23 protein-coding genes and 1 riboswitch are annotated in these 26,725 nt (G+C 49.4%); of the genes, 14 read left to right on the forward strand and 9 right to left on the reverse strand.

Annotated features, from left to right (window positions below):
- Positions 1-543: 543 nt before the first annotated feature.
- The 4 genes from W01_RS10345 to grxD all read left to right on the forward strand — a co-directional run bounded on the left by W01_RS10345 (position 544) and on the right by grxD (position 2,633).
- Entirely contained in the window at positions 544-1,194 is a 651-nt protein-coding gene (locus W01_RS10345) for an HNH endonuclease (RefSeq protein ID WP_173054440.1), read from the forward strand.
- 45 nt (positions 1,195-1,239) lie between these two features.
- Positions 1,240-1,662 (forward strand): VOC family protein, encoded by a 423-nt coding sequence (locus tag W01_RS10350; RefSeq protein ID WP_173054442.1) that lies wholly within the window; start codon positions 1,240-1,242, stop codon positions 1,660-1,662.
- A gap of 218 nt (positions 1,663-1,880) precedes the next feature.
- Entirely contained in the window at positions 1,881-2,162 is a 282-nt protein-coding gene (locus W01_RS10355) for an antibiotic biosynthesis monooxygenase (RefSeq protein ID WP_173054444.1), read from the forward strand.
- 162 nt (positions 2,163-2,324) lie between these two features.
- Positions 2,325-2,633, forward strand: a complete 309-nt coding sequence (grxD, locus tag W01_RS10360) for a Grx4 family monothiol glutaredoxin (protein WP_173054446.1) — start codon at positions 2,325-2,327, stop codon at positions 2,631-2,633.
- Between the two features lie 54 nt (positions 2,634-2,687).
- Here the strand turns inward: grxD and argH are convergent, their stop codons facing one another.
- Positions 2,688-4,082: an argininosuccinate lyase gene (gene argH, locus W01_RS10365; protein ID WP_173054448.1), complete on the reverse strand. Its 1,395-nt coding sequence runs from the start codon at positions 4,080-4,082 to the stop codon at positions 2,688-2,690.
- Between the two features lie 45 nt (positions 4,083-4,127).
- Here argH and W01_RS10370 point away from each other — a divergent pair, with 45 nt between their 5' ends.
- Both W01_RS10370 and W01_RS10375 read left to right on the forward strand, forming a co-directional pair.
- Entirely contained in the window at positions 4,128-5,180 is a 1,053-nt protein-coding gene (locus tag W01_RS10370; RefSeq protein WP_242006939.1) for a sensor histidine kinase, read from the forward strand.
- 87 nt (positions 5,181-5,267) lie between these two features.
- Positions 5,268-6,032 carry a LytR/AlgR family response regulator transcription factor gene (locus W01_RS10375; protein ID WP_173054450.1) on the forward strand — a complete coding sequence of 255 codons (765 nt, stop codon included), beginning with the start codon at positions 5,268-5,270 and terminating at the stop codon, positions 6,030-6,032.
- 167 nt (positions 6,033-6,199) lie between these two features.
- On the opposite strand, the gene ppc is transcribed toward W01_RS10375, so the two are convergent.
- A complete protein-coding gene (gene ppc / locus W01_RS10380) occupies positions 6,200-8,986 on the reverse strand; it encodes a phosphoenolpyruvate carboxylase (RefSeq protein WP_242006940.1) in 2,787 nt (928 codons plus the stop codon).
- 101 nt (positions 8,987-9,087) lie between these two features.
- On the opposite strand from ppc, the gene hemC reads away from it, so the two are divergent.
- The 4 genes from hemC to W01_RS10400 all read left to right on the forward strand — a co-directional run bounded on the left by hemC (position 9,088) and on the right by W01_RS10400 (position 13,316).
- Complete coding sequence (hemC, locus tag W01_RS10385) at positions 9,088-10,032, forward strand: hydroxymethylbilane synthase (protein WP_173054452.1); 945 nt, start codon at positions 9,088-9,090, stop codon at positions 10,030-10,032.
- A 109-nt stretch (positions 10,033-10,141) separates the two neighbouring features.
- Positions 10,142-11,050, forward strand: a complete 909-nt coding sequence (locus W01_RS10390) for a uroporphyrinogen-III synthase (RefSeq protein WP_242006941.1) — start codon at positions 10,142-10,144, stop codon at positions 11,048-11,050.
- Positions 11,047-12,141 (forward strand): uroporphyrinogen-III C-methyltransferase, encoded by a 1,095-nt coding sequence (locus W01_RS10395; RefSeq protein ID WP_173054454.1) that lies wholly within the window; start codon positions 11,047-11,049, stop codon positions 12,139-12,141. The genes W01_RS10390 and W01_RS10395 overlap by 4 nt, the downstream gene beginning before the upstream one ends.
- Complete coding sequence (locus tag W01_RS10400) at positions 12,138-13,316, forward strand: heme biosynthesis HemY N-terminal domain-containing protein (protein ID WP_173054456.1); 1,179 nt, start codon at positions 12,138-12,140, stop codon at positions 13,314-13,316. Before W01_RS10395 ends, W01_RS10400 begins: the two co-directional genes overlap by 4 nt.
- Before the next feature lie 103 nt (positions 13,317-13,419).
- Here W01_RS10400 and thiE read toward each other — a convergent pair whose 3' ends face one another.
- Both thiE and thiD read right to left on the reverse strand, forming a co-directional pair.
- On the reverse strand, positions 13,420-14,073 hold the full coding sequence (gene thiE, locus W01_RS10405; RefSeq protein ID WP_242006942.1) for a thiamine phosphate synthase: 654 nt from the start codon (positions 14,071-14,073) through the stop codon (positions 13,420-13,422).
- The gene (gene thiD / locus W01_RS10410; RefSeq protein ID WP_173054460.1) at positions 14,051-14,890 is read right to left on the reverse strand and encodes a bifunctional hydroxymethylpyrimidine kinase/phosphomethylpyrimidine kinase; all 840 of its coding nucleotides are present in this window, start codon (positions 14,888-14,890) and stop codon (positions 14,051-14,053) included. Before thiD ends, thiE begins: the two co-directional genes overlap by 23 nt.
- 61 nt (positions 14,891-14,951) lie before the next feature.
- Between thiD and W01_RS10415 the strand changes: the two genes are divergently transcribed.
- Complete coding sequence (locus W01_RS10415) at positions 14,952-15,134, forward strand: rubredoxin (RefSeq protein WP_173054462.1); 183 nt, start codon at positions 14,952-14,954, stop codon at positions 15,132-15,134.
- 386 nt (positions 15,135-15,520) lie between these two features.
- Here the strand turns inward: W01_RS10415 and W01_RS10420 are convergent, their stop codons facing one another.
- From W01_RS10420 to W01_RS10440, 5 genes are all read right to left on the reverse strand, one after another.
- The gene (locus tag W01_RS10420) at positions 15,521-16,654 is read right to left on the reverse strand and encodes a formylglycine-generating enzyme family protein (protein WP_173054464.1); all 1,134 of its coding nucleotides are present in this window, start codon (positions 16,652-16,654) and stop codon (positions 15,521-15,523) included.
- A gap of 146 nt (positions 16,655-16,800) precedes the next feature.
- Positions 16,801-17,880 (reverse strand): formylglycine-generating enzyme family protein, encoded by a 1,080-nt coding sequence (locus W01_RS10425; RefSeq protein WP_173054466.1) that lies wholly within the window; start codon positions 17,878-17,880, stop codon positions 16,801-16,803.
- A 204-nt stretch (positions 17,881-18,084) separates the two neighbouring features.
- Positions 18,085-19,269, reverse strand: a complete 1,185-nt coding sequence (locus tag W01_RS10430) for a formylglycine-generating enzyme family protein (RefSeq protein ID WP_173054468.1) — start codon at positions 19,267-19,269, stop codon at positions 18,085-18,087.
- Positions 19,270-19,488: 219 nt separating this feature from the next.
- On the reverse strand, positions 19,489-20,415 hold the full coding sequence (locus W01_RS10435; RefSeq protein WP_173054470.1) for a formylglycine-generating enzyme family protein: 927 nt from the start codon (positions 20,413-20,415) through the stop codon (positions 19,489-19,491).
- Positions 20,416-20,738: 323 nt separating this feature from the next.
- Positions 20,739-22,811, reverse strand: a complete 2,073-nt coding sequence (locus W01_RS10440; protein ID WP_173054472.1) for a TonB-dependent receptor — start codon at positions 22,809-22,811, stop codon at positions 20,739-20,741.
- A 160-nt stretch (positions 22,812-22,971) separates the two neighbouring features.
- A riboswitch (cobalamin riboswitch) is annotated at positions 22,972-23,249 on the reverse strand.
- 184 nt (positions 23,250-23,433) lie between these two features.
- On the opposite strand from W01_RS10440, the gene hemL reads away from it, so the two are divergent.
- The 3 genes from hemL to hemB all read left to right on the forward strand — a co-directional run bounded on the left by hemL (position 23,434) and on the right by hemB (position 26,497).
- A complete protein-coding gene (hemL, locus tag W01_RS10445) occupies positions 23,434-24,714 on the forward strand; it encodes a glutamate-1-semialdehyde 2,1-aminomutase (RefSeq protein ID WP_173054474.1) in 1,281 nt (426 codons plus the stop codon).
- Between the two features lies 1 nt (position 24,715).
- Complete coding sequence (yihA, locus tag W01_RS10450; protein ID WP_173054476.1) at positions 24,716-25,312, forward strand: ribosome biogenesis GTP-binding protein YihA/YsxC; 597 nt, start codon at positions 24,716-24,718, stop codon at positions 25,310-25,312.
- Between the two features lie 180 nt (positions 25,313-25,492).
- Positions 25,493-26,497, forward strand: a complete 1,005-nt coding sequence (gene hemB, locus W01_RS10455) for a porphobilinogen synthase (protein ID WP_173054478.1) — start codon at positions 25,493-25,495, stop codon at positions 26,495-26,497.
- The last annotated feature ends 228 nt before the right edge of the window (positions 26,498-26,725 follow it).

A 26,725-nucleotide genomic window follows, 5' to 3' on the forward strand; every position in this document is an offset into this window, starting at 1 on the left:
CGGATCCCAATTCGTTGCGGGCGCCACGGCGATACACCGCATGCCGTCTCATTCGACGAACGCTGCAGGACCATGGAGCACGCCGGTAAAGCCGCCCGGGTATTGAAAAATTGCACCCTAATCTGGATCATGCGTGGCGTACCATAATCCATCGGGACAATGAACCTATCTACCCCTCACCCGAGGTAAATGCCCCGACGTATACCCGGCTCACTTTTTATGTTCAGCAACTGGATGCCGTATTCCGGCGTGGTTATCTTAGTGCCGTTGAAGCAGACTGAAGTATCCGGCTAGCGCCATATTTTGATTTCACGGGTGGAAAAGTGCGGTGGATGAGTACCGGATGAACTAGTTGAATAGAGATCTGGCATCATTTCGAAATACACTGAATGACAGTAAGTTTCGCAGTGGGGAAATTAGAAAAGACCTAAAGAAAATATAGCGATATTAGAATTTCCCCCCGTTTTTTTGTACTTAAACCAACCCGATAAAATTTTTAGTGTTTTATTGCGGCCTACTTTATGTTAGATGTAGGAGTTAAAAATGAGCTTCACACCATCCGACTTCTTGGCGTTTGCAAAAGTTTCGCAACACGATCAATGGGAGACCTTGTCCCGTGGAATACCGTTCAAGTTTGTCGTCTCTAATACAGGAATCACCATCACGACGTTGGGAGGCACTAGCCGTCACGTCGCCAATTCTGAGGTCGTTGCCTTCTGCTCGGCCTATGGGCAACCGTGGGAGGAAGAGTGCAACAGAAGGATTTTCAACTCTTCGTACTTAACCGCAATCGCATCTAAGTACAGTCTACAGAAGATGGACTTTCGCTTCCCAGAAGAGGTTCCAGCCGGGGTCATCAGCGAAGGCGCCGTTCAAACCGTGCAGGTCAATGCCTTTGAACGCAACCCTGAAGCGCGCCTGCGGTGTATCGAGGCTCACGGCACATCCTGCGTGGTATGCCAGTTCAGTTTTGGCGCTGTCTACGGCGATTTTGCACGCGCCTTCATCCACGTTCATCACCTAAATCCCCTCTCAATGCAGCGAACTGAGCACGAAGTTGATCCAGTCCGGGACTTGAGGCCTGTGTGTCCGAACTGCCACGCGGTCATTCATATGCGTAACGGTTGTCTTTCTATCCAGGAAGTCAAAGCAATGCTCGATGCCGTGGCCTCTCAAGAAAAACAACCCCAGTAATTGACCTGTCATGGTGTTATTAAAAAGGTTAGAAAGAGTCATTTCATGAAACCACGCATCACAGTTATTACCCTCTGCGTTGACAACTTGGAACGGGCGGTGCATTTTTACCGCGACGGTCTCGGCCTGCCAACGCAAGGCATCATCGGCAAAGAATTTGAGTATGGAGCCGTAGCCTTTTTTGATTTACAGCCCGGTTTAAAACTGGCAATTTGGCCGCGCACGAGCCTCGCCCACGATGCAAGAATTCCGATAGGGATTCCCAACCCCACTGAATTTTCTATCGGCCATAACGTTTCATCCACAGCTGAAGTTGATGCCGTTATGGAGCAGGCAAAAAGTGCAGGTGCTGTTATCGTCAAGCCAGCACAGAAAACCTTTTGGGGCGGTTACGGCGGTTATTTTCAAGACTTGGATCATCATCTCTGGGAAGTCGTTTGGAACCCACAGTTGTTGCCTGAAGAGTGAGGTCTCGCCCGGAGTCAAGGGCTTCTATATTACGGCGTGGCTATCGGTAAACAGGTTCCATAATGGACTATCCACTTTCGCAAGATGTCGGTATCCCTAAACCCCCAGCCCTAAAAATCAAGGTACTGGAAAAATGGTCTGATGGGTGCTTTGACTTAAAATCTGGCTAGGGGAATTATGCGAACGCGCAAATTGCTTCTTAAATCAGGGAGGTTCATATGCAACACGTTTTAATTATTCATGAGGTCGAGTCCTACCTAGCATGGAAAGTGGTATTTGACCAAGCAGTGTTCATCAGAAAGCAGGCGGGAGAAATCAGTTACCAGTTGCTGCGTTACGACAACGACGCAAATAACATCGTCCACTTCTCAGAGTGGTCATCACTGGACAATGCCCGGCGTTTCTTCGAATCCCCGGAATTGGTGGAAATTAGGAAAAAAGCAGGCGTAAAAGCACCGGACTTTATCTATCTTCATGAGATTGAACGTGGCGTGTTATAGCCTTGTTATTATGCTCAAGCGGGATACGAAAAAAGTGAATGGATAGAGGTGAGCGGCGGTAGAAAACACCAGGCGAGTGCTTACTTAATCCTTGACCCGGTAGTTAACGTACTGCTAATATAGCTCGGCAAATTATTCAACTAAATTTTAGAGGCTATAATCATGGACGTACAAGCGCTCATCAAAGAACAAGTAACCAGCAATCCTGTGGTGTTATATATGAAAGGTACACCGCAATCTCCACAATGTGGATTTTCTGCCAATGTAGTACAAACCCTTAATGCATGCGGCGTGACAGGGCTTTTTACCGTTAATGTGCTTGCTGATCCGGAAATTCGCCAAGGCATCAAGGACTATTCTGATTGGCCAACTGTTCCTCAACTCTATGTTCATGGCAAATTTGTCGGCGGCTCCGATATCGTGAGTGAGATGTATAATAACGGAGAGTTACAGAGGTTACTTCGTTCATAGAAAAATGTTTTTAGGTATTGATTTTGGGCGACCGCAAGGTCGCCTTTTTAATATTTAATTTGGCCCGGCGAGGTGTTTGCGCGCTTGCGCGATGGCAGCTTCAACCTGTTGAGGCGCAGTGCCACCGAGGTGATTGCGGCTGGCCAACGAACCTTCCAGTGTGAGTACAGAGTAGATGTCATCTGCAATGAGTGACGAGAACTGTTGTAATTCCTCCAGCTTTAGATCGCTCAGGTCGCAATTGCGCTGTTCGGCAAAGCGCACCACCAGTGCCACCGCTTCGTGTGCATCCCGGAACGGTAACCCCTTCTTTACCAAATAATCAGCTAAGTCTGTGGCCGTGGCATAACCTTGCAACGCAGCCTCGCGCATGGCTGCGGGCTTGACCGTGATGCCACCTACCATGTCGGCGTAGATGCGCAAGGTTTGAGTGAGTGTATCTACCGTATCGAACAGGGGTTCTTTATCTTCCTGGTTGTCTTTATTGTAGGCCAATGGCTGGCCTTTCATCAGTGTCAATAATGTTACTAGATTGCCGTTCACGCGGCCGGTCTTGCCACGTACCAGTTCCGGCACGTCTGGGTTTTTTTTCTGCGGCATGATGGAAGATCCCGTGCAGAAACGGTCGGCAATGTCGATGAAGCCGAAGCGTGGGTTCATCCACAGGATCAATTCTTCTGACAAGCGTGATAAATGTGTCATGGTGAGCGCGGCGCAAGCGGTAAATTCGATGGCGAAATCGCGATCGGATACTGCGTCTAGAGAGTTTTCACACACACCATCGAAACCAAGAAGTTCCGCCACCATCTCACGCTTAATCGGGTAGCTGGTGCCAGCCAATGCAGCCGCGCCAAGTGGCAGGCGATTGACGCGCTTACGACAATCAATGATGCGTTCCGCATCGCGCTTAAGCATCTCAAAATACGCCATCAGGTGATGCGCGAAACTCACCGGCTGCGCGACCTGTAAATGGGTGTAGCCCGGCATTATGGTGTTTGTATGCTGTATGGCAAGATCAATGATTGCAGATTGCAAACTGCGTATGAGTTCATAAAGTTCGTCGATGGCGTGGCGCAAATACAGACGCACATCGGTTGCCACTTGGTCGTTACGCGAACGCCCGGTGTGCAAACGCTTACCAGCATCGCCTACAAGCGTGGTCAGGCGCTTTTCGATATTGAGATGCACATCCTCTAAATCGAGTGACCAAACGAATTTGTCGTTAAGAATCTCATGTTCGATTTGTGTCATGCCACGACGGATATCAGTTAAATCCTGCGTCGTAATGATGCCGCATGCCTCCAGCATCTGTGCATGAGCCAGTGATGCATGAATATCGAACGGTGCTAGTCGTTTATCAAACTCTACTGAAGCTGTATAACGTTTCACCAGTTCCGCGACCGGTTCGGTAAATCGTCCGGACCAGGTTTTTTTGTCTTGCATCGTCATCGTCTCTTGTCCAGAATGTGCGGTATATACAGAGATATATCTGTCATGCCAAATATGCAAAGTATAAATCAAAACACGCTGTCCGATGCGTTACCCGATTTTCGTAACTGGGGTGTCATATTGCGTAGCTTGTTGTTAGTCAATGGTATGGCACTGCTGGTTGCTATTGCACAGGCATCATCCTGGCAGGATATTCTGGAGCGCATAATAGACATCGCTATGCTGCTACAGCCGGTGTTGTTGTTGAATTTATCACTGTTGTTCGTGCTTAATTTCTGGTTAGCACGGCTGTCCTACAAGCAGGGCGCTACTGTAGTACTACTATTGGCAATGTCTGTCACATTGATGATTTACCATTTGGGGGGCAGGCTGTATATTTCCACTGTAGATTATGGATATTTCCATTCTTGGCGTAACGCCTTGCTCAGTAGTGTTATTGCGGGCCTTTTGTTGGTCTATTTTCAATTTCGTGCCCATGCTCTTTCCCCTGCACTGGATAAGGCTCGCTTGCAAGCCTTGCAGGCTCGTATCCGCCCACACTTCCTGTTTAACAGTATTAATGCAGTGCTGGGTATTGTTCGCGCCAACCCCAGGCGTGCTGAAACCGCATTGGAAGATATGGCCGATCTGTTCCGTATGGCAATGGCACACGATGGCGATTTAGTGACTGTGCGACAAGAAGTGGCGCTTGCGCGTCAGTACCTCGCGCTGGAACAATTACGCTTGGGCGAACGCCTCAAGGTAAACTGGTACATCGACAATATGCCGGATGATGCGTTACTGCCACCGCTGATCTTGCAGCCATTACTTGAAAATGCCGTATATCACGGCATTGAGCCGCTGGCCGAGGGCGGGATTGTCGAGATTAAGCTATATTGCAACGGCAATGAAATGCACCTTGAAATATATAATCCGCGTCAGGAACAAGGCAGCCACCATGTAGGCAACAAAATAGCATTGAGCAATATACGTGAACGTTTAGCGCTGCAATTTGATGTCGAAGCAAGTTATAAGGTTGAAATTGGCAAGGATTTTTACCGCGTGCATATCAAGCTGCCCTATGTTAAGGAACTTTTGCAGTCGCCTTCTGTCACTTGAGAGAGTCTGGGTAAAAGCTCTCGCGTGGGAAAAGAGAGCTGCATTGCTTGGTTAAACTTTAAGGAGAGTTCTTTTAAGGAGAGTTCAATGAACAATGTTGAAATCCCCCTCACTGTTTTTATAGTGGATGACGAGCCGCCTGCACGCAATCGCCTTAAGGATCTACTCACCGATTGCGTTGAAAAACTGCCGCTGGAACTGGTAGGTGAAGCAGGCAATGGGCACGAGGCACTGGATAAGTTATCTGAAGTACAAGTAGACGTGGTGCTGGTAGATATTCGGATGCCGAAAATGGATGGAATCGAACTGGCGCAACATCTTAATAAGCTGCCTAAGCCACCAGCAATCATTTTTACCACAGCTTATGATGTTTACGCCATTCAGGCGTTTGAGTTGCATGCTGTTGATTATTTGCTTAAACCTATCCGGCTTGGGCGTTTATCCGAGGCTCTCATACGTGCACGTTCTGCCGTGCCTTTAGCGAATGAAAAATTACAGGAACTTGCCCCTGAGCCGCGTAAAAATCTTGCTATTCACGAACGTGGCAAGATCCATCTTCTTCCCATCGAGCAAGTGTTGTATCTACGTGCTGAGCTGAAATACGTTACTGTGCGCACAGTGGAACGTGAGTACCTGATTGAAGAATCGCTTGGCGCGCTGGAAAAGGAATTTGCCGCACGTTTCATTCGCATCCATCGCAATTGCTTGGTGGCAAAAGACGAGATTGCCGGCTTTGAAAAAGTGGTCGACGAGAAAAACGGTGAGTCACATTGGACAGTCAATCTCAAGCAATTAAATGAGATGTTGCCGATTAGTCGCAGACAGCAGTTTATTGTGAAAGAGTTTGGTTAGTTGGGTCACGCTTTATTACCTTGCCGAACCAACTAAAAATAAAGTTTGTTGCAAGCAGAATGTATGCAGGGATCAGCAAACTGCTTTCATGTATCAAAAATCCCCCCAAGATTTACATAAAACAAGACTTACATAAAAAATGAGGGGCAATAATATTGCCTTTAACTCTATCCGCTATTCCTCAATCCCGCCGCAATTCCGTTAATTGTCAGGTGTATCGCACGTTTCACTAGGTGGTGGGTGTCGCCCGAGCGGTGGCGGTGTAATAACCCAACTTGCAGGTGGTTAAGCGGGTCGATATAGGGAGTACGCGTGGTAAGGCTGCGCGCCAAGGTTGGGTTGCTCTCCAGCAAAGTGGTTGCGCCGGTGATTGCGAACAGCATGTCCACAGTGCGTTGCCATTCCGTTTCTATCATGTGGAAGATGGTGTGACGCAAGCTTTCGTCCGGCACCAGTTCGGCATAGCGTGAGGCGATACCCATATCGGTTTTGGACAGAACCATGTCCATGTTAGAGAGCAGGCCGCGAAAAAACGCCCAGTTTTGATACATGGCTTGTAGTTGTTGCAGTCCGGTTTCGCCTTCACGTTCGATAAATTGTTGTATTGCGCTACCAAAGCCGTACCAGCCTGGCAACAGTACGCGGTTCAAACTCCAACTGAATACCCAAGGAATAGCGCGCAAATCTTCAATATTGTTGGATGCCTTGCGCGAGGAGGGGCGACTGCCGATGTTGAGTTCAGCAATTTCTCGAATCGGTGTGGCAGCGAAAAAATAATCGGTAAACCCGGGAGTTTCATAAACCAGTTTGCGGTAGGCGGCGAAGGCATCTAGACTGAGCGCTTCCCCAATGCGGAGGTATTCCGGCATGGTGCTGCCATTATGATCGCCGTGGTGATGCAATAGTGTGGCTTCCATGGTGGCGGCGATAAGAATTTCCAGATTGCGCCGTCCAATTTCCGGGTCGGAATATTTGCTGGCGATAACTTCGCCTTGTTCGGTGATGCGAATTTGAGCGTTTACGCTGCCCGGCGGCTGCGCCAGAATGGCCTCGTAGCTTGGGCCGCCCCCGCGCCCTACCGTACCGCCACGGCCGTGGAAGAGGCGTAATTCAATACCATGCTTTTTGAACACTTTAACCAGTTCGAGTTCAGCCTTGTAGAGTTCCCAATTGGCGGTAAGGTAACCCCCATCTTTGTTGCTGTCGGAATAGCCCAGCATGACTTCCTGTGTGTTGTCGCGGCTCTTTAGCAGTTCCCGGTAGAACGGAATAGAGAATAATTCATTCATGATTACGCCGCAATTGCGCAAGTCAGTGATGGTCTCAAATAGCGGAATGATGTTGAGGTGCAGCTCATGATCGTTGTCCAGCAAGCCGGCCTGTTGCAACATTAGTGCTACTTCAAGCATGTCACTTACTGAATCAGTCTTGGAAATGATGTAATTGGGCAATGCTACGTGACCAAAGCGGTGGTGAATTTCTGCAGCCACTTGCATCAGTTGCAGCTCACCTTGTGCGGTATCGGAGAACAGTTCCAAATCGTTGGCCAATACCTTGCCTGCCTGCAACGCCATAATTAATGCACTGCAACGACCTGCCTCATCCAGCTTGAGGTAATTAGTGGTACCTGCCTTGGCGAGCAACTCACTCACTACTTGTTCATGCACCCCACTGTGCTGACGCATATCCAGCGGTGCGAGATGGAAGCCGAATACCTCGACGGCCCGGCGCAGATAAGCCACTCGCCCGCGTGCCAGGTACAACGCGCCGTGTTGTTCCAGTGAGTGAATAATAATGTCAAGATCGGCTATATATTCTTGCGCATTAGCGTAAGGTTTGGCATCTTGGCCAACGGCACGCAGGTGCTTGACGTGGTGTCCAAGTTGTTCTGTCGTAGCCACCAGACGCGAGTAGATGGCGATCAGCACGCGGCGATAAGGTTCATCTTCTCGACTTACCGCTTTGTCCGGCGATTGCGCGGCAAACGCTTCCAACTCCTGGCTGACTTTTACCAGTTGGGTAGACAGACTCAGTCGTGTACCGAGCAGATGGGTTTCCGCCAGATAGTATTCCAGTACTGTAGCTGAATGCCGCATGGCTGCGTCCAGCATGACCTGGTGCGTGACGAACGGGTTGCCGTCGCGGTCGCCGCCGATCCAGCTGCCGATGCGTAGAAATGGCGGAATGCGCAGGCGCGTGTCGAAGCGCGCTTCTATTTGCTTTTCCAGGCTGGCATAAATCTTGGGAATTTCACTGAGAAAAGTATAGCGATAATAGGTTAGCCCATTCTTTATTTCATCCGGCACTGTTAATTTGGAAGTGCGCAACATGCGCGTGTGCCACAGAATCAGTACGAAGCGGCGCAGGGCTTCTTCATTATCGGCAAGCTCGTCCGGTGTCATGTTGATTCGATCGCGGTCTGATAGCAGGCTGGCGATGATGAGCTGGCAGTCGAGAATGCTTTTGCGCTGCACCTCGGTAGGGTGTGCGGTCAGCACTGGTGAGATCAACGCCTTGTTAAGAAAAGCCTGTATGGCCTCGGTAGAAATATTCTTGTCCTGTATACGATCGAGAGCCAGTTGCACACTTCCTTCTTGTGGCAGTGAGCCAGCATTGAGATGTGCGCGACGACGACGGTTGTGGTGCAGGTCTTCGGCAATGTTGGACAGTTGCGAAAAATAACTGAAAGCACGAACTACGGACAACGTGTCGCGCGGTGACAACGCATCCAGGATTTGTTCCAGTTGGTGGCGATCTCGCTCGTCCTGAGTCTTGCGGAAAAGCACTGCACAGCGTCGCACGTTCTCGACTAAATCGAAGGTTTTATCGCCCTCCTGTTCGCGCAGGGTGTCACCAAGGATACGTCCGAGCAGGCGAATGTCTTCACGTAGTGGTATGTCTTTAAATGATATGTCGGCAGGCGTGGCAAGCAAGTTCATGGCGTTTATCTTCATAAAACAGGTGTCTTCTACAGCATACGGTATAACGCGCGCGCAATAGGCTCATGTTAGAATGCGGCGCAATCGAATTTACAACTAAAGATTCAGGAAAAGCAATGAATCAGGTATCTCAGACGCAAACCATTCCCGCAAAACTGGTCATCGTATCGCGTGAAAGCGCGTTGGCAATGTGGCAGGCAGAATTTATCCGTGATCGGCTGCGCGCATTATACCAACAAACTGAAATCAGCATATTGGGCATGACCACGCAAGGCGATCAAATTCTTGATATAACGCTGTCTAAAATTGGTGGCAAGGGTTTATTCGTGAAAGAGCTTGAGACTGCGCTGGAAGATGGACGCGCTGATATTGCGGTGCACTCGCTGAAGGATGTGCCCATGCATTTGCCACAGGGGTTTATGTTGGCCTGTATCGGCAAGCGTGAAGATGCGCGCGATGCTTTTGTGTCTAACCTCCATGCCAATCTCGAAGCGCTACCGCCGGGCAGTGTGGTCGGCACTTCCAGCTTACGCCGCGAAAGTCAGTTGCGTGCCCGTTTCTCCCACCTGAAAATTGAGTCATTGCGAGGTAATGTGCAGACCCGTTTGCGCAAACTGGACGAAGGCAAATATGCTGCCATCATACTCGCCGCTGCGGGTTTGAAACGTTTGGGCTTGGGCGATCGTATTCGCGATTTAATTTCTCCTGAGAATAGCCTGCCGGCAGTCGGTCAGGGTGCGCTGGGTATTGAATGTCTCATTTCCCGCCCTGATCTGGAAGTACTGTTGCGACCACTACACCATGCGGACACTGCTGCTTGTGTGCAGGCGGAACGTGCCTTGAGCCGTGCGCTGGCGGGTAGCTGCCAAGTGCCGCTAGGTGGTTTTGCAGAAATAGTGGGCAATGAGCTGCGCTTGCGAGGTTTTGTCGGCAGCCCGGATGGCAAGCGCATGGCGCATGCCGAACTATGTGGTTCAACCGCCGATCCTGAAGCATTAGGTAATGCCGTGGCGCAAGCTTTGCGCGCGCAAGGCGCGGATGAGATTCTGGCTACTCTATGAAATTTGACACAATAATTCACTACAGAGGCAACAAGATAAAAAGAATACATTTTGTTTTGGTAGATATTTCACTGCCAATGACTGTAATAAAACAAAATTTGTTTTTGGCATGATGCAACAGCAGCCACTAGCCGGATTGAACATCGTGGTGACTCGCCCGCGCGAGCAGGCAATGCAATTGGCACAACGCATAGCACAGGCTGGGGGGCAAGCCACCCTGTTTCCTCTGTTGGAAGTTAGCCCGGTGCTTGACTCGCAGCCCTTGTGTGCGCTTATCACCCGTTTGCATGAATTCAATCTTGCTATTTTTATTAGCCCCAATGCAGTGCGTTATGGCATGGAAGCTATCAACGCTGCAAGCGAATTTTCCCTCCCTAATCAGCTGGATTTTCCTCGCTCCTCTCCTCTTGCAAATGGAACAGATGTGGGCAATAACACGGGAGAGGGTAACGTTGGTGTTTCAACCGAACAATATAATGCGTTGCCAACGACCTTAAAAATTGCGACGGTAGGACAAGGTAGTGTTCGCGCACTGCGCGATTACGGTGTAAAAAATATCATCGCGCCGCAAGATCGTTTCGATAGCGAAGCATTGCTGGCGCTACCGGAATTAAAACAGATTGCAGGCTGGCGTGTGGTGATTTTTCGCGGCAATGGTGGACGTGAGTTATTGGGCAATACCCTTAAAGCGCGTGGCGCCAAGGTTGAGTACGTTACGTGTTACCAACGTGCCAGGCCGCGTCAGAATGCCTCCATGCTACTTGCTGCCAATCCAGATGCAATTACAGTAACCAGCAGTGAGGCGTTAGGTTATCTGTGGGCCATGCTGGATAACATGGCGAAAAAACGGCTTGCCACTGTGCCACTATTCGTGCCGCACGCACGTATTGCCGAAATTGCACATAAGTTGGGTTGGAGCGAGGTGGTGCCGACTGAAGTAGGGGATGACGGCCTGATATCGGGTTTGATAGCATGGGCAAAGAAAAATGCTGCAAACAGAATTGGAAATAAGCTATGACCCAGCAAGCGCCGCCCGCCGAACAAATTAATTCTGCCATGCCGGAGACTATGGCAGCACCTACCGCTTCGTCTCATAATTCAATGGAAAATATCATTTCCCGCATAAGTATTATGAAGGTGGTCCTGGCTGTGGTCCTGGTAGTATTTTTATGGCAGTGGTTTGATACCCACCTCCAGATTAATAATATGCAGCAGGAATTGGCGCGCCGCTTGGCTGAAATGGATGGGAACAACAAGGCCAACCAAGTGTTAATGACGCAAGTGAAAGAGTCCATGCGCGAGCTGTCTGTCAAAGTTGGCGTGCTGGAAGCCCATTCTGCCGAAGCACAAAATCAGCGTGCTGCGCTGGAGTCGTTGTATCAGGATTTGTCCGGCAGCCGCGACGAGACAGTGCTGGCTGAAGTGGAGCAGATGCTGTTGATTGCTGGGCAGCAATTGCAACTTTCTGCCAATGTGAAAGCGGCGTTAATTGCCATGCAGCAGGCCGATGATCGCCTTAAACGCATGGATCGTGCCGCCTTAAATGGATTACGTAAGGCTATCAGTCGCGACATTGACAAGTTGCGTACATTGCCAGATGTGGATGTGCCGGGTATCAATTTCCGCCTCGATAATCTTATCGCCGAAGTCGATACCTTGCCGCTGGTACAGGATATTGCGCATGTGCCACAGGAAAAAAATGTCATTATGACCACGCCGGTACGTGAGGAGGGCGCATGGCAAAGGTTAATGCGCGAAATCTGGGAAGACATGAAACGCTTGGTGCGCATCGAAAATATGCAGAAGCGTGAGTTGCCGCTATTGTCGCCTACACAAACGTTCTTTTTGCGCGAAAACTTGAAGTTACGCTTATTGTCAGCACGTCTTGGTTTGTTGTCGCGCGACGAAAAGAGCTTTAAACATGATCTGCAGTCGGCGCAGGAATGGATAGTGCGCTATTTTGATGCCAAATCCACCCGGGGTGCGCAGGCTGTCACGACCTTGCAGAAGTTGCGGGAATCCAGCATAAACATTGAAATGCCGGATGTCAGTGCGAGCCTGGAAGCCGCGCGTAACTATCGTTCTTCGCTCGGTAAGGGGTTGCGATGAAATTCCTGGTGTGGCTACTGGGATTATTCTCGCTGGCCGTGGCGCTGAAGTTGGCAGCACACAATCCCGGCTACGTGTTGTTAGTGTATCCGCCCTATCGTATTGAGGTGTCGCTGACCTTGTTTTTGCTGATGATGTTAGCCTTGTTGGTGCTGGGATATTTCACCGTGCGCTTGGCGCTGTCCGCCATCCGCCTTCCCGCTTACGTGCGCCAGTTCCGCATGGAACGTGCTCACAGCAAAGGTCACTCAGCCATGATGGAAGCGCTTGACGCGTTCTTCGAGGGGCGCTTTGCGGTAGCAGAAAAAGCTGCGGTACGCGCGATGGAATTAGGTGAAAGTTCCGGCCTCAACCCTGTTATTGCAGCACGTGCAGCACATGAGTTGCGTGAATTCGAGAGGCGAGATGCTTACCTGGCTACAGCCGATAATGAGTCGGTAGGTGTATCCACCATGCGCTTAATGGCGCAAGCCAAATTTAATCTCGATCAACATCAACCTCAAGCCGCGCTTCAATCGCTAAAAGAGTTGCGCGAGAGCGGAGTAAAAGGACATGTTGGCGCGCTTCATCTTGAGCTTAGGGCACAGCAACAGGCGCGAAATTGGGACGCAATACTGGATATTGTAGATCAATTGGAAAAGCGCAGTGCAATGGACGGCGTCGCTGTTGCGCAGATACGCCAGCAAGCTTGGCTGGAAAAAATCCGCGCACACACGCTGGATGCTCCCGCGTTGCTGGCCATTTGGAAAAGTACCCCTGGGGAGTTCAAAAGGCGCCCTAAAGTTGTAGCGGCTGCTGCACGTGCTTTCATCCATCAAGGGGATTGTCGTAACGCAAGGCAGATTATCACTGACAGACTGAACGCGGCATGGGATAGCGATTTGGTAATGCTCTATGGGGAATGTCTGACGGGCGAAGCAGGAAGCTATATTGAACAGGCAGAGCGTTGGCTCAAGCAGCATCCTGACGATGCCGGATTATTGTTGGTGCTGGGGAAGCTGTGTTTGCATCAGGGGTTATGGAGTAAAGCTCAAAACTATCTGGATGCCAGTAACAGCATTGCACCCAGCAGCGTTGCGTATACTACGCTCGGTCATTTGTCGGAGAAATTGCAGCAACCGGATGAGGCATTTAAATATTTTCAAAAAGCAATGGCGTTGACGCAGGGTAAATAAGTACGCATAACCTGAATGAAATCGAATCTAAGAATCAAATGTGCTGAGCAATGTACTAAGCTAAGAACACTTCTGGAAGTCTTTGATGGATGATTACATGTTTCTAATTTTTATTATTTTCGAATCGACTTGAATTAAATAACGTGGACAATTTTTTTGCGGTCGCGATGATGTCCTTCGCGCCAAATAAAGCCGAAATCACCGCCAGCGCATCTGCACCGGCATGCACTAACGATGCGGCATTGTGCGGGGTGATGCCACCTATTGCTACCAGCGGTACGGAAAGTTCGGCGCGTGCCTGCTGCAATAGCTTAATATCTGCCACTTCAGCGTTGGGCTTGATGGTTGAGGGAAAAAACGCTCCGAAGGCCACGTAATCTGCACCTGCATGAACTGCATCCTGAGCCAGTGATAGACGGTTATAGCAAGAAATGCCGATGATTTTATGCCTGCCCAGTGTGGCACGCGCCGTATCAACGCTCCCATCCGCTACACCTAAATGCACGCCGTCTGCATCTACCTGCGCCGCTAGTTGGGCATCGTCATTTACAATAAACGGTATGGCAAATTCACGCGTCAGTTTGCGTAAGGCGTGAGCCTGTTCCAGTCGCTGCGTGGTATTTGCTGATTTATTGCGATACTGCAGAACCCGTACTTCGCCTGTCAGCGCCAGTCGCACGCGATGCAGCAAGTCTGTGGTGTCAGCGCAGTCTGGCGTAATGGCGTAAACGCCTTTAATGGCGTACGCTGGATTCATCCTCTTCGTCATCACGAGCCCAAAATAAACGATCTGGAATGTGTTGTCCCATGCCGGGGCGGAAGGCATATTGCAATGCCTGCCAAGTGAACTCCTGAGCTTCTTTCACCGCTTCATTCATCGACAGGCCGTTTGCCAGCAAAGAGGCAATGGCCGAGGCCAGTGTGCAGCCGGAGCCATGGTAAATGCCTGACAGACGTGCCCAGCTATCGCTACGGACTAGTAAGCCGTTCTCGCCGTAAAGAGTGTTAATTACTTTGGGTGTATGCTCGTGTGTGCCAGTCACAAGTACATATTCACAACCAAGCTGTATGATGCGCTTAGCACACTCGGCCAGGTCGGGGTTATCTTCGTCATTATCCTCATCTTGAATGAGGCGGCGTGCTTCTATGCTATTCGGTGTCAGGATAGTGGTCTGCGGTAATAACAGCTCGCGCAGTGCATCCAACATGTCCTCATCGGCCAGTTCATCGCCACGGCCGGATGCCAGTACCGGGTCAAATACCAATGGAATATCGGGATAGTCTGAGATCACTTCAGCAATCGCCGCAATATTCTCTACACTGCCCAGCAGACCGATTTTGAACGCTGCCACGGGCATGTCTTCCAGCACGGCGCGTGCCTGATCCGATACCCACTCAGCATCAATTGGCAAGATGTCATCTACCCCGCCAGTGTCCTGTACCGTGATTGCCGTCACAACAGACAAGGGATGACAGCCCATGCTGGCAATAGTCAGAATATCAGCCTGCAAACCTGCCCCCCCGCTGGGATCGGTGGCACCAAAAGTAAGGACAATAGGCGGGATATCAGACATGGCAGTAAGTGTCATTGTAAAATACAAAATAAAAATGCAATTTTAACTGAAATTACTCGCCATGACCCCGAACCCTGAATATAAAACCTATATGTGCCTTATTTGCGGCTGGCTGTACGACGAAGCCACTGGCTCCCCGGAAGATGGTATCTTGCCCGGCACGCGCTGGGAAGATGTGCCTGTTAACTGGACTTGCCCGGAATGCGGGGCGCGTAAGGAAGATTTTGATATGGTTGAATTTTAATTCTCAGCTTAAAAGCAGCTTGTATTTGCATGCAGTTGAGCGTATAAAAGTAAACATTAGAACTGGGTAAGATTAGAACGTAAACCATTTGGGAGACGCTTATCGAGACTGCACTAAATACAATTTGAAGTGAGTATCTTGCCGGTATTAAACCGGTTAAGTCGGTAACCCATATATCGACATATAACGCCGCGCGATGCGGCGTTATTATCTCTCAAGTGCGAATACGGTTTGCTGTGACCAGCAGCTCCATCCTGATCAGATGAAAGATTGTCCTCGTGAACGGGGATAGTTGATTTACCAGCTTCTTTATAGCGTGGCTGAATTACGTATCAGGCCAATGTTTTCATCAGCCAAAACAGTTTTCGATAAGCTAAGCTACAACCTCATGGCAATGCTCGGGCAACACGGAAACCCGTGTAAGAGTTACGACTCGACTGATCGCTCATGAAGCGAACAACGGAGCGCGCGTCCCTCGGATCAATGATCCAGGAACCGCCGCGCAGCACTCGCCATTCCTGATTGCTAAGGGTGCTGATTGCACCGCCAGACGACCAAGCCTTGCCATCTGCCGGAGCTCCGTTGTAGGTATCATGCCAGGTATCCTCTACCCATTCCCATACGTTTCCCAGCATGTCATGCAACCCAAATGCGTTAGGCGCAAAACTACCGACTGGCGAGGCACGCTTACAACTCCACTCACTTTTGCTGTCTTGGCAGTTACAGTTGTTTTTGCCAAGCTTATCACCCCAGTAATATTCCGTCACCGATCCGGCACGGCACGCGTATTCCCATTCAGCTTCAGTCAACAAGCGGTAGGTCTTGCCTGTCTTGGTCGATAGCCAGCGCACATAGGCTTGCGCATGAATAAAATTAACATTGGTCACGGGCAGATTGTCACCTGCCCAACCGTTATCTGCAGGGGAATAGGTAGTCTCGCCGGACACGAGGAAACGCTTCCATTCCGCCACTGTGACTGGGTATTTTCCTACTGCAAAAGAGTGAGGAATGGTAACCTTATGTTTGTCAGATACTTCGCCCATGCGATAACTACCAGCCGGTATTACTACCATCTCGGGAGTATCCGTTCCATCGCGGAAAAATTTGGCAAGCCCAATTTGGGTTGCCGCCGTCATTTGCTCCAGTTGAATTTGTTCTACCGACCAACACTCTATGCCTAGCGGTCCATTCAGCGCTTCTTTCTGCTCTTGAAATTTTGCCTGAGCCTGTGCATGCTCTTCCGCCAGATAAATAAGATGGGCAACCTCTTTATCATTAGATGGTTGCACCCATTCCTTTTCTACTAAGCCATCTTGCGTGATGGCATTAATAAGGTGGCTACCCGCAGATAGAAAAAAGCGCCGGGGTGTGTTTTTATCCAGTCTACCTTGATCGTCGCCATTTATAGTGAGATAGCAATCCATATCAGATTCAAGCAGCAAAGCGGCGGCACTCTTAACAGGAGATTCGCCGCCGGAATCTGAATTCTTGAGACAGTCTTCGTGTTGTTCATTACTCATTAATGCCATCCCGTGTTAAAGAATTGAAGAGAAAATGGTAAAGGTTCAGGAGCGCTCTAAATTCAAGATGAAAACTTACAAGAGCCTGATACGTAGATGTTCAAAAATTTATTTTTTGAACATACACTTAAATGAATAGCTATTGTTTACGGCAGCGTCCGGGCGAGACGAAGGCCGAAATTAAAATTCCTTATTGTCGGTACACTCCCATGACGATGGGCGCAGCGCGCGTACCTGGGAAAGCTACTCCAAGAACCGCCGCGCATCACGCGACCTAGTTGGTTGCCTCCAGACGACCAAGGTTTCCCATCGGTAGGAGCACCTTCGTAATTATCATGCCATATGTCCTCTAGCCATTCCCATATGTTCCCCAGCATGTCATGCAGCCCAAAAATATTGGGAGGAAAGCTACCCACGGGTGAGGCACGTTTACGACTCCATTCACTCCCGCTGTCTTGGCAGTTGCAGTTGTTATCGCCAATTTCATCGCCCCAATAATATTCGGTCACAGAGCCAGCACGGCAGGCGTATTCCCATTCAGCTTCGGACAATAAGCGATAGGTCTGGCCAGTCTGGGTTGATAGCCAGCTTGCGTAGTTTTGTGCGTCAAACCAACTAACATTGGTCACCGGCAAGTTATCACCTTCCCAATCGTTATCCGAGGGGGAATAGGATATCTCGCCCTTTTCGACATAACACTTCCATTCCGCTACCGTAACCGGATATTTACCTATTGCGAAAGGGCGAGTAATGGTAACTTTGTATTTGTTAAATGCTTCCCCCCTGCGATAGCTACCTGCCGGTATTACCACCATTTCGGGAGTATCCGGCCCATCGCGGAATACTTTGGCGAGTCCAACTTCGGTTGCCGCCGTCATTTGCTCCTGTTGTATCTGATCCACCGACCAACATTCTATGCCCAGCGGCTTGCCTACTTCTTCTTCACGTTTTGCTTGTAGCTGGGCATATTCTTCCGCCAGTTGAATCAAGTAGACAATCTGCTCTTCGTTATTTAAATCCTGTGTCCATTCCTTTTCCAGCAGACCATCTTGCGTGATGACGTTGATAAGATGACTACCTAAGGGGAGCGCGATACGGAGCGGAGTATTTTTCTGCAGTGCCCCATGGTTATCGTTATTTACCATGAGGCGGCAGTTCATGTCGGTCTTGAGTAGCAAGGTAGCTTCACGACTGCGCTCGGTTTCCTGCGGTTTTTGTTCTTCCATATTAGTTACCCAATCACCTCTCGCCACCTGCCGCTAATTTTAATGACAAAAACCGAGTTAACCTTGTGCTAAGCAGTAATCTGCTTAGCACATACAAACGCGAAAGATCAGTTATTTCACCAAGATTAAACTGAGATTCCACCAGTATTGTTCGCTACTCAAGTGAGATTAAATATCGAAATGGTCAAAACAGGAGAGAATCAGTTATACGGTTGGTTCATCCAGCGTGCTGGCAATACGGAACCCAAAATCGTCGTATCGGCTTGATGTTACGGCTCGGGCGCGGCTGGCGGAGCGCGAAAGTTTTGGACTGCAATCCCAAGAACCACCACGTACCACACGTCCTTGCTGGTTACCTCCATACGTCCAAGCTGTCTCGTCTGTCGGAGCTCCCTCGTAATTATTATGCCAATGGTCCTCCACCCATTCCCATACATTTCCCAGCATGTCATACACACCAAAAACATTAGGCGCGAAATTGCCTACTCGCGAAGCACGTTTACAACTCCATTTGCTCCCGCTATCCTGACAATTGCAATTGTTATCGCCTATTTCATCGCCCCAATAATATTCAGTCACAGAGCCCGCACGACAGACGTATTCCCATTCTGCTTCAGTCAGCAAGCGATAGGTCTGGCCGGTCTGGGTGGTTAGCCAACGCACATAATCCTGCGCATCAAACCAACTGACGTTAGTGACTGGCAGGGTGGTTCCTACCCATCCATTATCAGAGGGACAATGAGGAGGGTCTTCCGGCTCGACGTAAGGCTTAACTTCACTGCCGTCACCTGGTGCCCCAAAGTAAACGCTCATTGGTTCCTTGGCAACTACGCTCTTCGCATCAACGTATCTTCTCCATTCTTCTACCGTTACTGGATATTTGCCTACGGCAAAAGAACGAGAAATGGTGACCTTATGTTTATCAGATACGTCGCCCATTCGATAGCTGCCTGCCGGTATCACCACCATTTCGGGATTATCCGGGCCATCACGGAACACGGGGGCAAGTCCAGCTTTTTTTGCCGCTTTCAGTTGCTCCTGCCGTATCTGCTCTACTGACAAACATTCTATGCCTAGCGGCTGCCGCATTTCCTCTTCAAGTTTTGCTCGTGCCTGAGCGTGTTCATCCGCCAGATGAATGAAATGCACGACCTCTTCTTGCCGATATAGTGGCTGCACCCATTCTTTTCCCATCAGACCATCTTGCGTAGCGGCATGAATAAGAGGATATCCCAATGGCAAAAGGAAGCTACGGGGATAATCTCTTTCCAGCTTACCCTGATCTTCACCATCGATCGTGAGGTAACAGTCCATGTCCGTTTCCAGCAGCAAAGTGGCTATTTGGCTGTGGTCGGCTGCCTGATGTTTTTGCTCTTCCTGATCAATCACCTAATCATCTCCCATTCAGATTTCTCATTTTAATAGCGATTACCATATCACCTTCTAAGACAAGATAATGTACTGGACGCGATAAACCAGAGTAGGCATCTCCGCCCAGATTAATTCTTTCGGACGGTTTCCGTATTTTAAGTTGTTACTTGGTGCAATCTATTGTCAAAAAGTGGAGGGCAAGTGCAGATTAAGATTGAATGAGTAGGTCGCTGTTTATTACAGCGACCTGGCAATACGGAAACCAATACCGTAGTTCCGGATTGAAGGTTCAATCCACAAACGAAGGGGAGCGCGCGCGTCTCGGGGGTCGCTGTCCCAACAACCCCCACGTAACACACGCCACTGTCGGTTGCCTTCAGACATCCAAGCCGTTCCGTCGTCCGGAGCCCCTTCGTAATTTTCATGCCATGGGTCTTCCACCCATTCCCATGCGTTTCCCAGCATGTCATATAGGCCAAAAGCATTCGGTTTAAAACTGCCTACGGGCGAGGCACTTTTACAGCTCCAATCGCTCTCGCTGTCTTGACAGTTGCAGTTGTTTTGCCCTATCTCATCACCCCAGTAGTATTCAGTCACTGACCCTGCACGACATGCATATTCCCATTCCGCCTCGGTCAGTAAGCGGTAGGTATGGCCTGTCTGAGTCGATAGCCAACGTACATAATCCTGCGCATCAAACCAATTAACATTAGTCACTGGTAAGTCGCTGTTAGTCTCTTTAACATAACTTAAAACTTCGTGATGCAATTCAGTTGCCTTCGTAGGGGTTTTCATTAACACCTTGTTATGCCCACGCACTGTTCCTGTACCCGCCAAATACCCCGCTCCAATACCGGGCAATGCCTCATCTTCAGGCCGCAACCTTTCGACGAAACGCTTCCACTCTTCCACCGTAACCAGATATTTCCCTACCGCAAAGGGACGAGCAAAAGTAACCTTATGTTTCTCGAATACTTCGCCCATGCCATAACTTCCCGCCGGTAGCACCACCATTTCAGGCGTGTCCGATCTATCGCGAAATGTTACTTCTTCAAGTCCCGCTTCTTTCGCCGCTATTATTTGTGCTTGTTGTATTTGTTCCGCCGACCAGCACTCTATACCCACAGACTGATTCAACTCTTCAATTTTTGGATCATTTTTCATGATATCTCCGTGGCTTAATCATAGATAATCGCACGGGCTGACAGTCCTGCAGGTGATCAGCCAGGAGCCACAACACGGGGAAATTTTCTCTCTTTCAGGGAAACATTCTAGTAGCCATGCCATATGAAACTTTCAGTGGTTTTTAAGCAGCCCTACTCACTTTTCAGAATAGCCTAAAGCAGCCCTCTCAGTCAACCGAGAGCAGTGTTTAGCCTAGGGGAACGTTGAATAATTTACTCCACCATAGACCCGGTGTCTTTTTTGTTTATTAAACAACAGCAATGTAATTACTGCCGATTCTACACATCCTGAAAACGCGTGATTTAGTGCTGATAGCTCGCACCAATAAATAGTGTTCGTCCCGGTAATGGATAGGCGTTATATCTTCCCGGAATAAATTGGCTGCTTACTGCATAATTAAAATATTTCCGGTCAAACAAATTATTCACGGACGTGCTTAACTGCCAAGGACCTGTTTTATGTATAAGTTTAATATCAGCAACCGTATAAGCTGGAATCTTTTTCCCCAAAGAATTCGCTTCGTCATTGTCCATGAATTGTGAGTCAACGTAAGTTGCAGATGAGTTCAATAGTGTTTTTTCATTTATTACCCATGCCGCACCCACATTAAACTTGTGGCGAGGTACCAACGGTACTCGCTTATCTGTAAGATTTACGTTGGTTTGCGTAAATGCTCCGCCAGCCAAAACACCGCTTAAAAACTTTGCGTCTATATAAGTATAGGCTGCATTTAATACAAGCTGAGGTAATGCCTGCCATTTTCCATCCAATTCAACCCCCCTGCGTCGTGTCGGCGGTAAGTTGGTATTGCCAATACCCGTAGTGAATGGATCAAGATGGATTTCATCACGTACCTTGTTATTGAACAATGCCGCGCGCCAGTTCCCATCATGGATGCGCTGCTCCACACTGACTTCCATGCTATCCGCCGTCTGTGGACGCAAAAATTGAAATTGATTGGTAAAGACGGGTGATGATTCGTAGATTTCATCTACATTTGCGAAGCGGAAGCTACGCCCAACTTTTCCATTTAATGCCAGCCCACTACCAAGTTGATGGCGCAGACCGAGTTCGTAGGCATTTTTTGATGCCTTAAAAGAACCCGGTGTAGCAGCAGAGCCAAATGCCGCGCCAGGAGCGGCTGCGTTGTAAATATCATTCGCGTTTATTGAGATCCGTTCTTTACGCACCCCGGCCAACAGGGATGTTGCTCTTGATAGGTGCGTCGTATTCTGTAAATACAAAGCGCTATTTTGCTGGGCCATGAATATTTGGTTAATTGGCTGTCCGATATTTGCTGCAGCGTTCGACGTATTTAAGTCGTAATTCCAGCGATACACATCAATACCCGCTACCAGAGTGCTTTCCCCACCGAATGAATGTGGTAGCTTGATACGAGGTGTAAACGAAGTCACGTTTAAGTCGCTATCGCGGTAATTTGGGAAACCGTTAAAATCAAAATAGGATTTTTGATTCTTGGTGCGGCGCGCTATTCCTACATTAACATCCGTATCAGAAAATCGTTGTTGCCATTCAAGTGCAACTTGATTGCCATCTCGGCTGGCATAGTCCAGCGGGGTGGCAGCGCCACGCGGATCAGTCGCCACCAGGTTAATACCGGCACTCGGTTGTACCAGACGCGCGCCAGGTAAGCGAATGTCCTGTCGATCGATTCCAACTTTCAATGCTAGTTCACCTGCCCCCAACATCCACCGTGTATTTGCCTGCACATTAGTTTGCTCGTTGCGATTGTTCGCACGGTATCCATCAGAAACTAATTGACTTGCTGTAAAGTCAATTCCTGCTTTACCAGAAAAATAATTAGCATTTGCCTGCACTTCAGCCAACCCATAACTACCCGCCTTTACGCTGACTTGCCCTGACTTGCCTGCTTGTGTAGGTGATTTGGTGATGATATTGATTACTCCGTTGGTTGCGCCGTCACCGTACAACACAGCCCCACTGCCACGCATAATCTCAATACGCTCAATCGAAGCGAAGGGAATAGCCGACCACTGAACCCCTGAAAGATCAGCGTTAGTGATGCGCCGTCCATCAAGCAGAATTAGTGTGTTTTGTCCGGCAGCTGCGCCAAAGCCGCGCAAATCAACCGTGGCTAATGCGGCATTGTTGCCAAATAGATCTCGCGCTGAAATACCAGCTTGCTGCGAAAGTAATTCCGGTATCGTGCGGGCGCTGCTTTTATTGATAGTTTCGCGCGTAATAATGGAAACATTAAGTGGCTTGTCAGCGTATGTTTCTTCGAATCGCGTTCCCGTGACAATGAGAGTTTGTAGCGTGGGGTCTTCCGTTATTGCATAAGCTAATGGAGTAACCGCGCACAAAATGACGGCGACCAATTTTTGGTGTTTCATTAAGATTTTCCTGAGCAAATTCCAAGGTTCCCCGTTGGAATGTTCAACCACAGGAAATGCACAAGCAAAAGGAAGGAAGTGGTGACTAACCGATACGGGCTTGCCATCCCGCCGTCCATGCGCCACCCGCAGCATTTCCCGACCTGAAGAACCCTCTGATGAGGCTTCTGTGCTCAAGGCCGGTATCCGGGCTTGCAGGACTAGACGCATCGCCTTCCCATGATTGCTCACAGTGGCTTAACTCAAGTTTTTCATAATTTACGCGTCAAGCATGTGCGCTTGCTGACGCGAACTTATGAAACATCCAGGTTATTAACACATCCACACCTGCTTACCGTTGCGGGGGCAGCACAGGCCTAAGGAATTAAATTCCCGCACCTGTTTCCCGTTTAACCAGACGCATTTTTGTGTCTGGCACCTTTAAGCGGCGCGAAGTATATCAGACGCGCAAGATTGAATGGTTTTGAGCCAGAACATGTTTCCTTGACGCATGTATTTTGCAAGAAACTCTATCAAATTATGGTGAATTGAAATAAACGTTGAAACTTTATCTTATAAAGCACATTCCAAGAACAATGGTAAAATTATTGTTTATGCAAGATTCAAATTAGGATTATGTAACATGAGCTCACGCAACGAATATTTGTTTGAACAATCGCAGCACGTCATTCCAGGTGGGGTCAACTCGCCAGTACGTGCATTTAAATCGGTGGGCGGCACGCCGCTGTTTTTTAAGCGCGGGCAGGGTGCATATGTGTGGGATGCTGACGACAAGCGTTACATTGATTATGTTGGTTCGTGGGGACCAATGATTGTTGGTCACTGTCATCCCGCAGTGGTCACGGCAGTGCAGGATGCTGCCGCGCAAGGTTTGGGTTTCGGGGCGCCTACTGCGGCCGAACTGGAAATGGCCGAACTGTTGTGCAAGCTACTTCCCAGCATGGAAATGGTGCGCCTGGTGAGTTCCGGTACCGAAGCCACCATGACTGCGATCCGTTTGGCACGCGGCTTTACCGGTCGTAGCCGGATCATTAAATTTGAAGGCTGTTATCACGGTCATTCTGATGGCCTGTTGGTCAAAGCAGGTTCCGGCGCATTAACTTTCGGTCAGCCGAGCTCCTCCGGTGTGCCAGCGGAAATCGCAGCGCTGACTACCGTGCTCGACTATAACGATGTAGCTGGGCTGGAACGTACCTTTGCTGCAATAGGCAACGAGATTGCCGCAGTTATTGTTGAGCCAGTCGCGGGCAACATGAACTTGATTATCCCAAAGCGCGAATTTCTGGATGCATTGCGTGCGCTGTGCACTAAACATGGTGCAGTGCTTATTCTGGACGAGGTGATGACGGGCTTCCGCGTCAGCCTGCAAGGCGCACATGGCTATTACGGCATTAAGCCGGATCTGGTCACGCTGGGTAAGGTGATGGGCGGTGGCTTACCTGCCGCAGCCTTCGGGGGGAGGCGTGACATAATGCAATGCCTGGCACCGCTCGGTGCGGTGTATCAAGCTGGTACCCTGTCCGGCAATCCGGTGGCAGTAGCGGCGGGATTGGCTACGCTTGAATTGGTACAGCAGCCGGATTTCTACGAGCACTTAAGCGTGTTGGCGCATCAACTAACCGAGGGTTTGGAACAAGCTGCCAAGCAGCATGGTGTCGATTTTTCCGCCCAATCCATCGGCGGCATGTTTGGTTTGTATTTCCGTGCCACCCCGCCGACCTCTTATGCCGAAGTAATGACCTGCGACAAGGAGGCGTTCAATCGGTTTTTCCATGCCATGCTGGATCAAGGCATATACATGGCGCCATCCGCATTCGAGGCAGGTTTCGTATCGTCAGCGCATACATCCGCAGACATTGCGCAGACCATCGCGGCCGCCAGCAAAGTTTTCGAAGCCTGGTAGCATGGGGTTATTTTCGCGCGCTACATTTTTTACCACGGTTAATCATTTGCGCGATTTGCCGCTACATGGCGGTAGAGAAGTTGCTTTCGCCGGACGTTCTAACGCGGGCAAATCAAGTGCTATCAATACGCTGGCCAACCACGTTCGTTTGGCTTATACCAGTAAAACGCCGGGGCGGACCCAGCATCTAAATTATTTTGATTTGGGTGAAAATTGTTTTCTGGTGGATTTGCCGGGTTATGGATATGCCAAAGTTCCACCGGAAATAAGGGCGCATTGGGAAGAGCTGCTGAGCGGGTATATACAGACACGGGAGGCATTATGCGGGCTGGTGATCATAATGGATGTGCGACATCCGCTCACCCCGTTGGATGAGCAGATGCTGGATTGGTTTGCACCCACTGGCAAGCCAGTGCATGTGCTACTTACCAAGTCAGATAAACTAAGTCGTCAGCAGGCAAATATGACGCTGAATCGTGTTAAATTGCACCTCGAGGAACATTTTCCATTTTGTTCGGTGCAATTATTTTCAAGTCTGAAAAAGATAGGTATGGAGGAGGCCGAGGCGGTGATTGCTAGCTGGTTTTCTGCCAAATAGCAGACAAAAAAATGCCCTTGGCTATAAGGAAAACCAAGGGCGAAAATGCCTCGACTTTTTCGGGTCAAGACAACCCGCTCAGGGAGGAGAAGCGGGAGATGACGTCTTACCATCTGTTAAGTCAGATTAGATAATGCTGAAAGAGTTCCAATGTTAGGTAAAAATTTTAGGATTTAAGTTATGCACACACTCGGACAATATCCACATAAACGGATGCGGCGCATGCGCCACGATAAATTTTCCCGTGCTTTAATGCGTGAAAATGTGCTGACTACAGCAGATTTCATTTACCCGGTATTCATACTGGAAGGTTCTAATCGTGAGGAGGCTGTAGCATCCATGCCTGGGGTAAAGCGCCAGACACTGGATAAACTACTCGTGCAAGCTGAGGAGTGTGTCAAATTGGGCATACCCATGCTTGCCCTGTTTCCTGTGATAGATACTTTGCTCAAGTCGGAAGATGCGCGCGAGGCGCTCAATCCAGACGGCCTCGTACCGCGCGTAGTCGCCACGCTCAAAAAACACTTTCCCGAGCTTGGCTTGATGACTGATATCGCCCTTGATCCTTATACTAGTCACGGACAAGATGGATTGATCGATGCTCACGGCTATGTCATGAACGATGAGACTGTCACCGTCCTGGCACAGCAGGCACAAGTCCACGCACAGGCCGGAGCTGACGTGGTAGCCCCGTCTGACATGATGGATGGGCGCATTGCTGCCGTACGGCTTGCCCTTGACCGCAAGGGATGTAATCACACCCGCATCATGGCTTATTCAGCTAAATATGCTTCCAGCTTCTATGGCCCATTCCGCGATGCAGTTGGTTCCAGCGCCAATCTGGGTACAGGCGACAAGTACACTTATCAAATGGATCCCGCCAATTCCGACGAAGCGCTGTGGGAAGTCGGTCTGGATTTGCAGGAAGGTGCCGACATGGTAATGGTCAAGCCAGGCATGCCTTATCTGGACATTGTTCGACGTATCAAAGATGAATTCAAGGCCCCCACTTTTGTATATCAGGTAAGTGGCGAATACGCCATGCTTAAAGCGGCCTCGCAAAACGGCTGGCTGAACGAACAAGCTTGCGTACTGGAATCCTTGCTGTCATTCAAGCGTGCTGGCGCGGACGGTATCCTGACGTACTTCGCGTTAGATGCGGCACGGTGGTTGAAGCAGGGCTAACTGCGCCGATTAACCTCCGTAGAGTTATGTATGAGAATTGCGATAATTTTTTTACTTGTTTGCAGCAGTTTGATCGTTTCGGCTTGTAGAACAACGCCAGCAGATCAAGCTCTTTGGGCTGCTTATGAGCATGAACTAAACACTAAGGTCGTCGATCCTCGGCCAATTATTTTCGGCTCATAATTCCCGGAACATTCTGTCAATTATTTTAATAGTCTGGCCAATTTT

The organism is Candidatus Nitrotoga sp. AM1P (assembly GCF_013168275.1).
Taxonomy (GTDB): Bacteria; Pseudomonadota; Gammaproteobacteria; order Burkholderiales; family Gallionellaceae; genus Nitrotoga.

What these genes read in the sequence shown, in the direction of transcription:
- W01_RS10345 (WP_173054440.1), top strand. Translation starts at nt 544, where the DNA reads ATGAGCTTCACACCATCCGACTTCTTGGCGTTTGCAAAAGTTTCGCAA.
- W01_RS10350 (WP_173054442.1), top strand. Translation starts at nt 1,240, where the DNA reads ATGAAACCACGCATCACAGTTATTACCCTCTGCGTTGACAACTTGGAA.
- W01_RS10355 (WP_173054444.1), top strand. Translation starts at nt 1,881, where the DNA reads ATGCAACACGTTTTAATTATTCATGAGGTCGAGTCCTACCTAGCATGG.
- grxD (WP_173054446.1), top strand. Translation starts at nt 2,325, where the DNA reads ATGGACGTACAAGCGCTCATCAAAGAACAAGTAACCAGCAATCCTGTG.
- argH (WP_173054448.1), bottom strand. Translation starts at nt 4,082, where the DNA reads ATGACGATGCAAGACAAAAAAACCTGGTCCGGACGATTTACCGAACCG.
- W01_RS10370 (WP_242006939.1), top strand. Translation starts at nt 4,128, where the DNA reads ATGCCAAATATGCAAAGTATAAATCAAAACACGCTGTCCGATGCGTTA.
- W01_RS10375 (WP_173054450.1), top strand. Translation starts at nt 5,268, where the DNA reads ATGAACAATGTTGAAATCCCCCTCACTGTTTTTATAGTGGATGACGAG.
- ppc (WP_242006940.1), bottom strand. Translation starts at nt 8,986, where the DNA reads ATGAAGATAAACGCCATGAACTTGCTTGCCACGCCTGCCGACATATCA.
- hemC (WP_173054452.1), top strand. Translation starts at nt 9,088, where the DNA reads ATGAATCAGGTATCTCAGACGCAAACCATTCCCGCAAAACTGGTCATC.
- W01_RS10390 (WP_242006941.1), top strand. Translation starts at nt 10,142, where the DNA reads ATGATGCAACAGCAGCCACTAGCCGGATTGAACATCGTGGTGACTCGC.
- W01_RS10395 (WP_173054454.1), top strand. Translation starts at nt 11,047, where the DNA reads ATGACCCAGCAAGCGCCGCCCGCCGAACAAATTAATTCTGCCATGCCG.
- W01_RS10400 (WP_173054456.1), top strand. Translation starts at nt 12,138, where the DNA reads ATGAAATTCCTGGTGTGGCTACTGGGATTATTCTCGCTGGCCGTGGCG.
- thiE (WP_242006942.1), bottom strand. Translation starts at nt 14,073, where the DNA reads ATGAATCCAGCGTACGCCATTAAAGGCGTTTACGCCATTACGCCAGAC.
- thiD (WP_173054460.1), bottom strand. Translation starts at nt 14,890, where the DNA reads ATGTCTGATATCCCGCCTATTGTCCTTACTTTTGGTGCCACCGATCCC.
- W01_RS10415 (WP_173054462.1), top strand. Translation starts at nt 14,952, where the DNA reads ATGACCCCGAACCCTGAATATAAAACCTATATGTGCCTTATTTGCGGC.
- W01_RS10420 (WP_173054464.1), bottom strand. Translation starts at nt 16,654, where the DNA reads ATGAGTAATGAACAACACGAAGACTGTCTCAAGAATTCAGATTCCGGC.
- W01_RS10425 (WP_173054466.1), bottom strand. Translation starts at nt 17,880, where the DNA reads ATGGAAGAACAAAAACCGCAGGAAACCGAGCGCAGTCGTGAAGCTACC.
- W01_RS10435 (WP_173054470.1), bottom strand. Translation starts at nt 20,415, where the DNA reads ATGAAAAATGATCCAAAAATTGAAGAGTTGAATCAGTCTGTGGGTATA.
- W01_RS10440 (WP_173054472.1), bottom strand. Translation starts at nt 22,811, where the DNA reads ATGAAACACCAAAAATTGGTCGCCGTCATTTTGTGCGCGGTTACTCCA.
- hemL (WP_173054474.1), top strand. Translation starts at nt 23,434, where the DNA reads ATGAGCTCACGCAACGAATATTTGTTTGAACAATCGCAGCACGTCATT.
- yihA (WP_173054476.1), top strand. Translation starts at nt 24,716, where the DNA reads ATGGGGTTATTTTCGCGCGCTACATTTTTTACCACGGTTAATCATTTG.
- hemB (WP_173054478.1), top strand. Translation starts at nt 25,493, where the DNA reads ATGCACACACTCGGACAATATCCACATAAACGGATGCGGCGCATGCGC.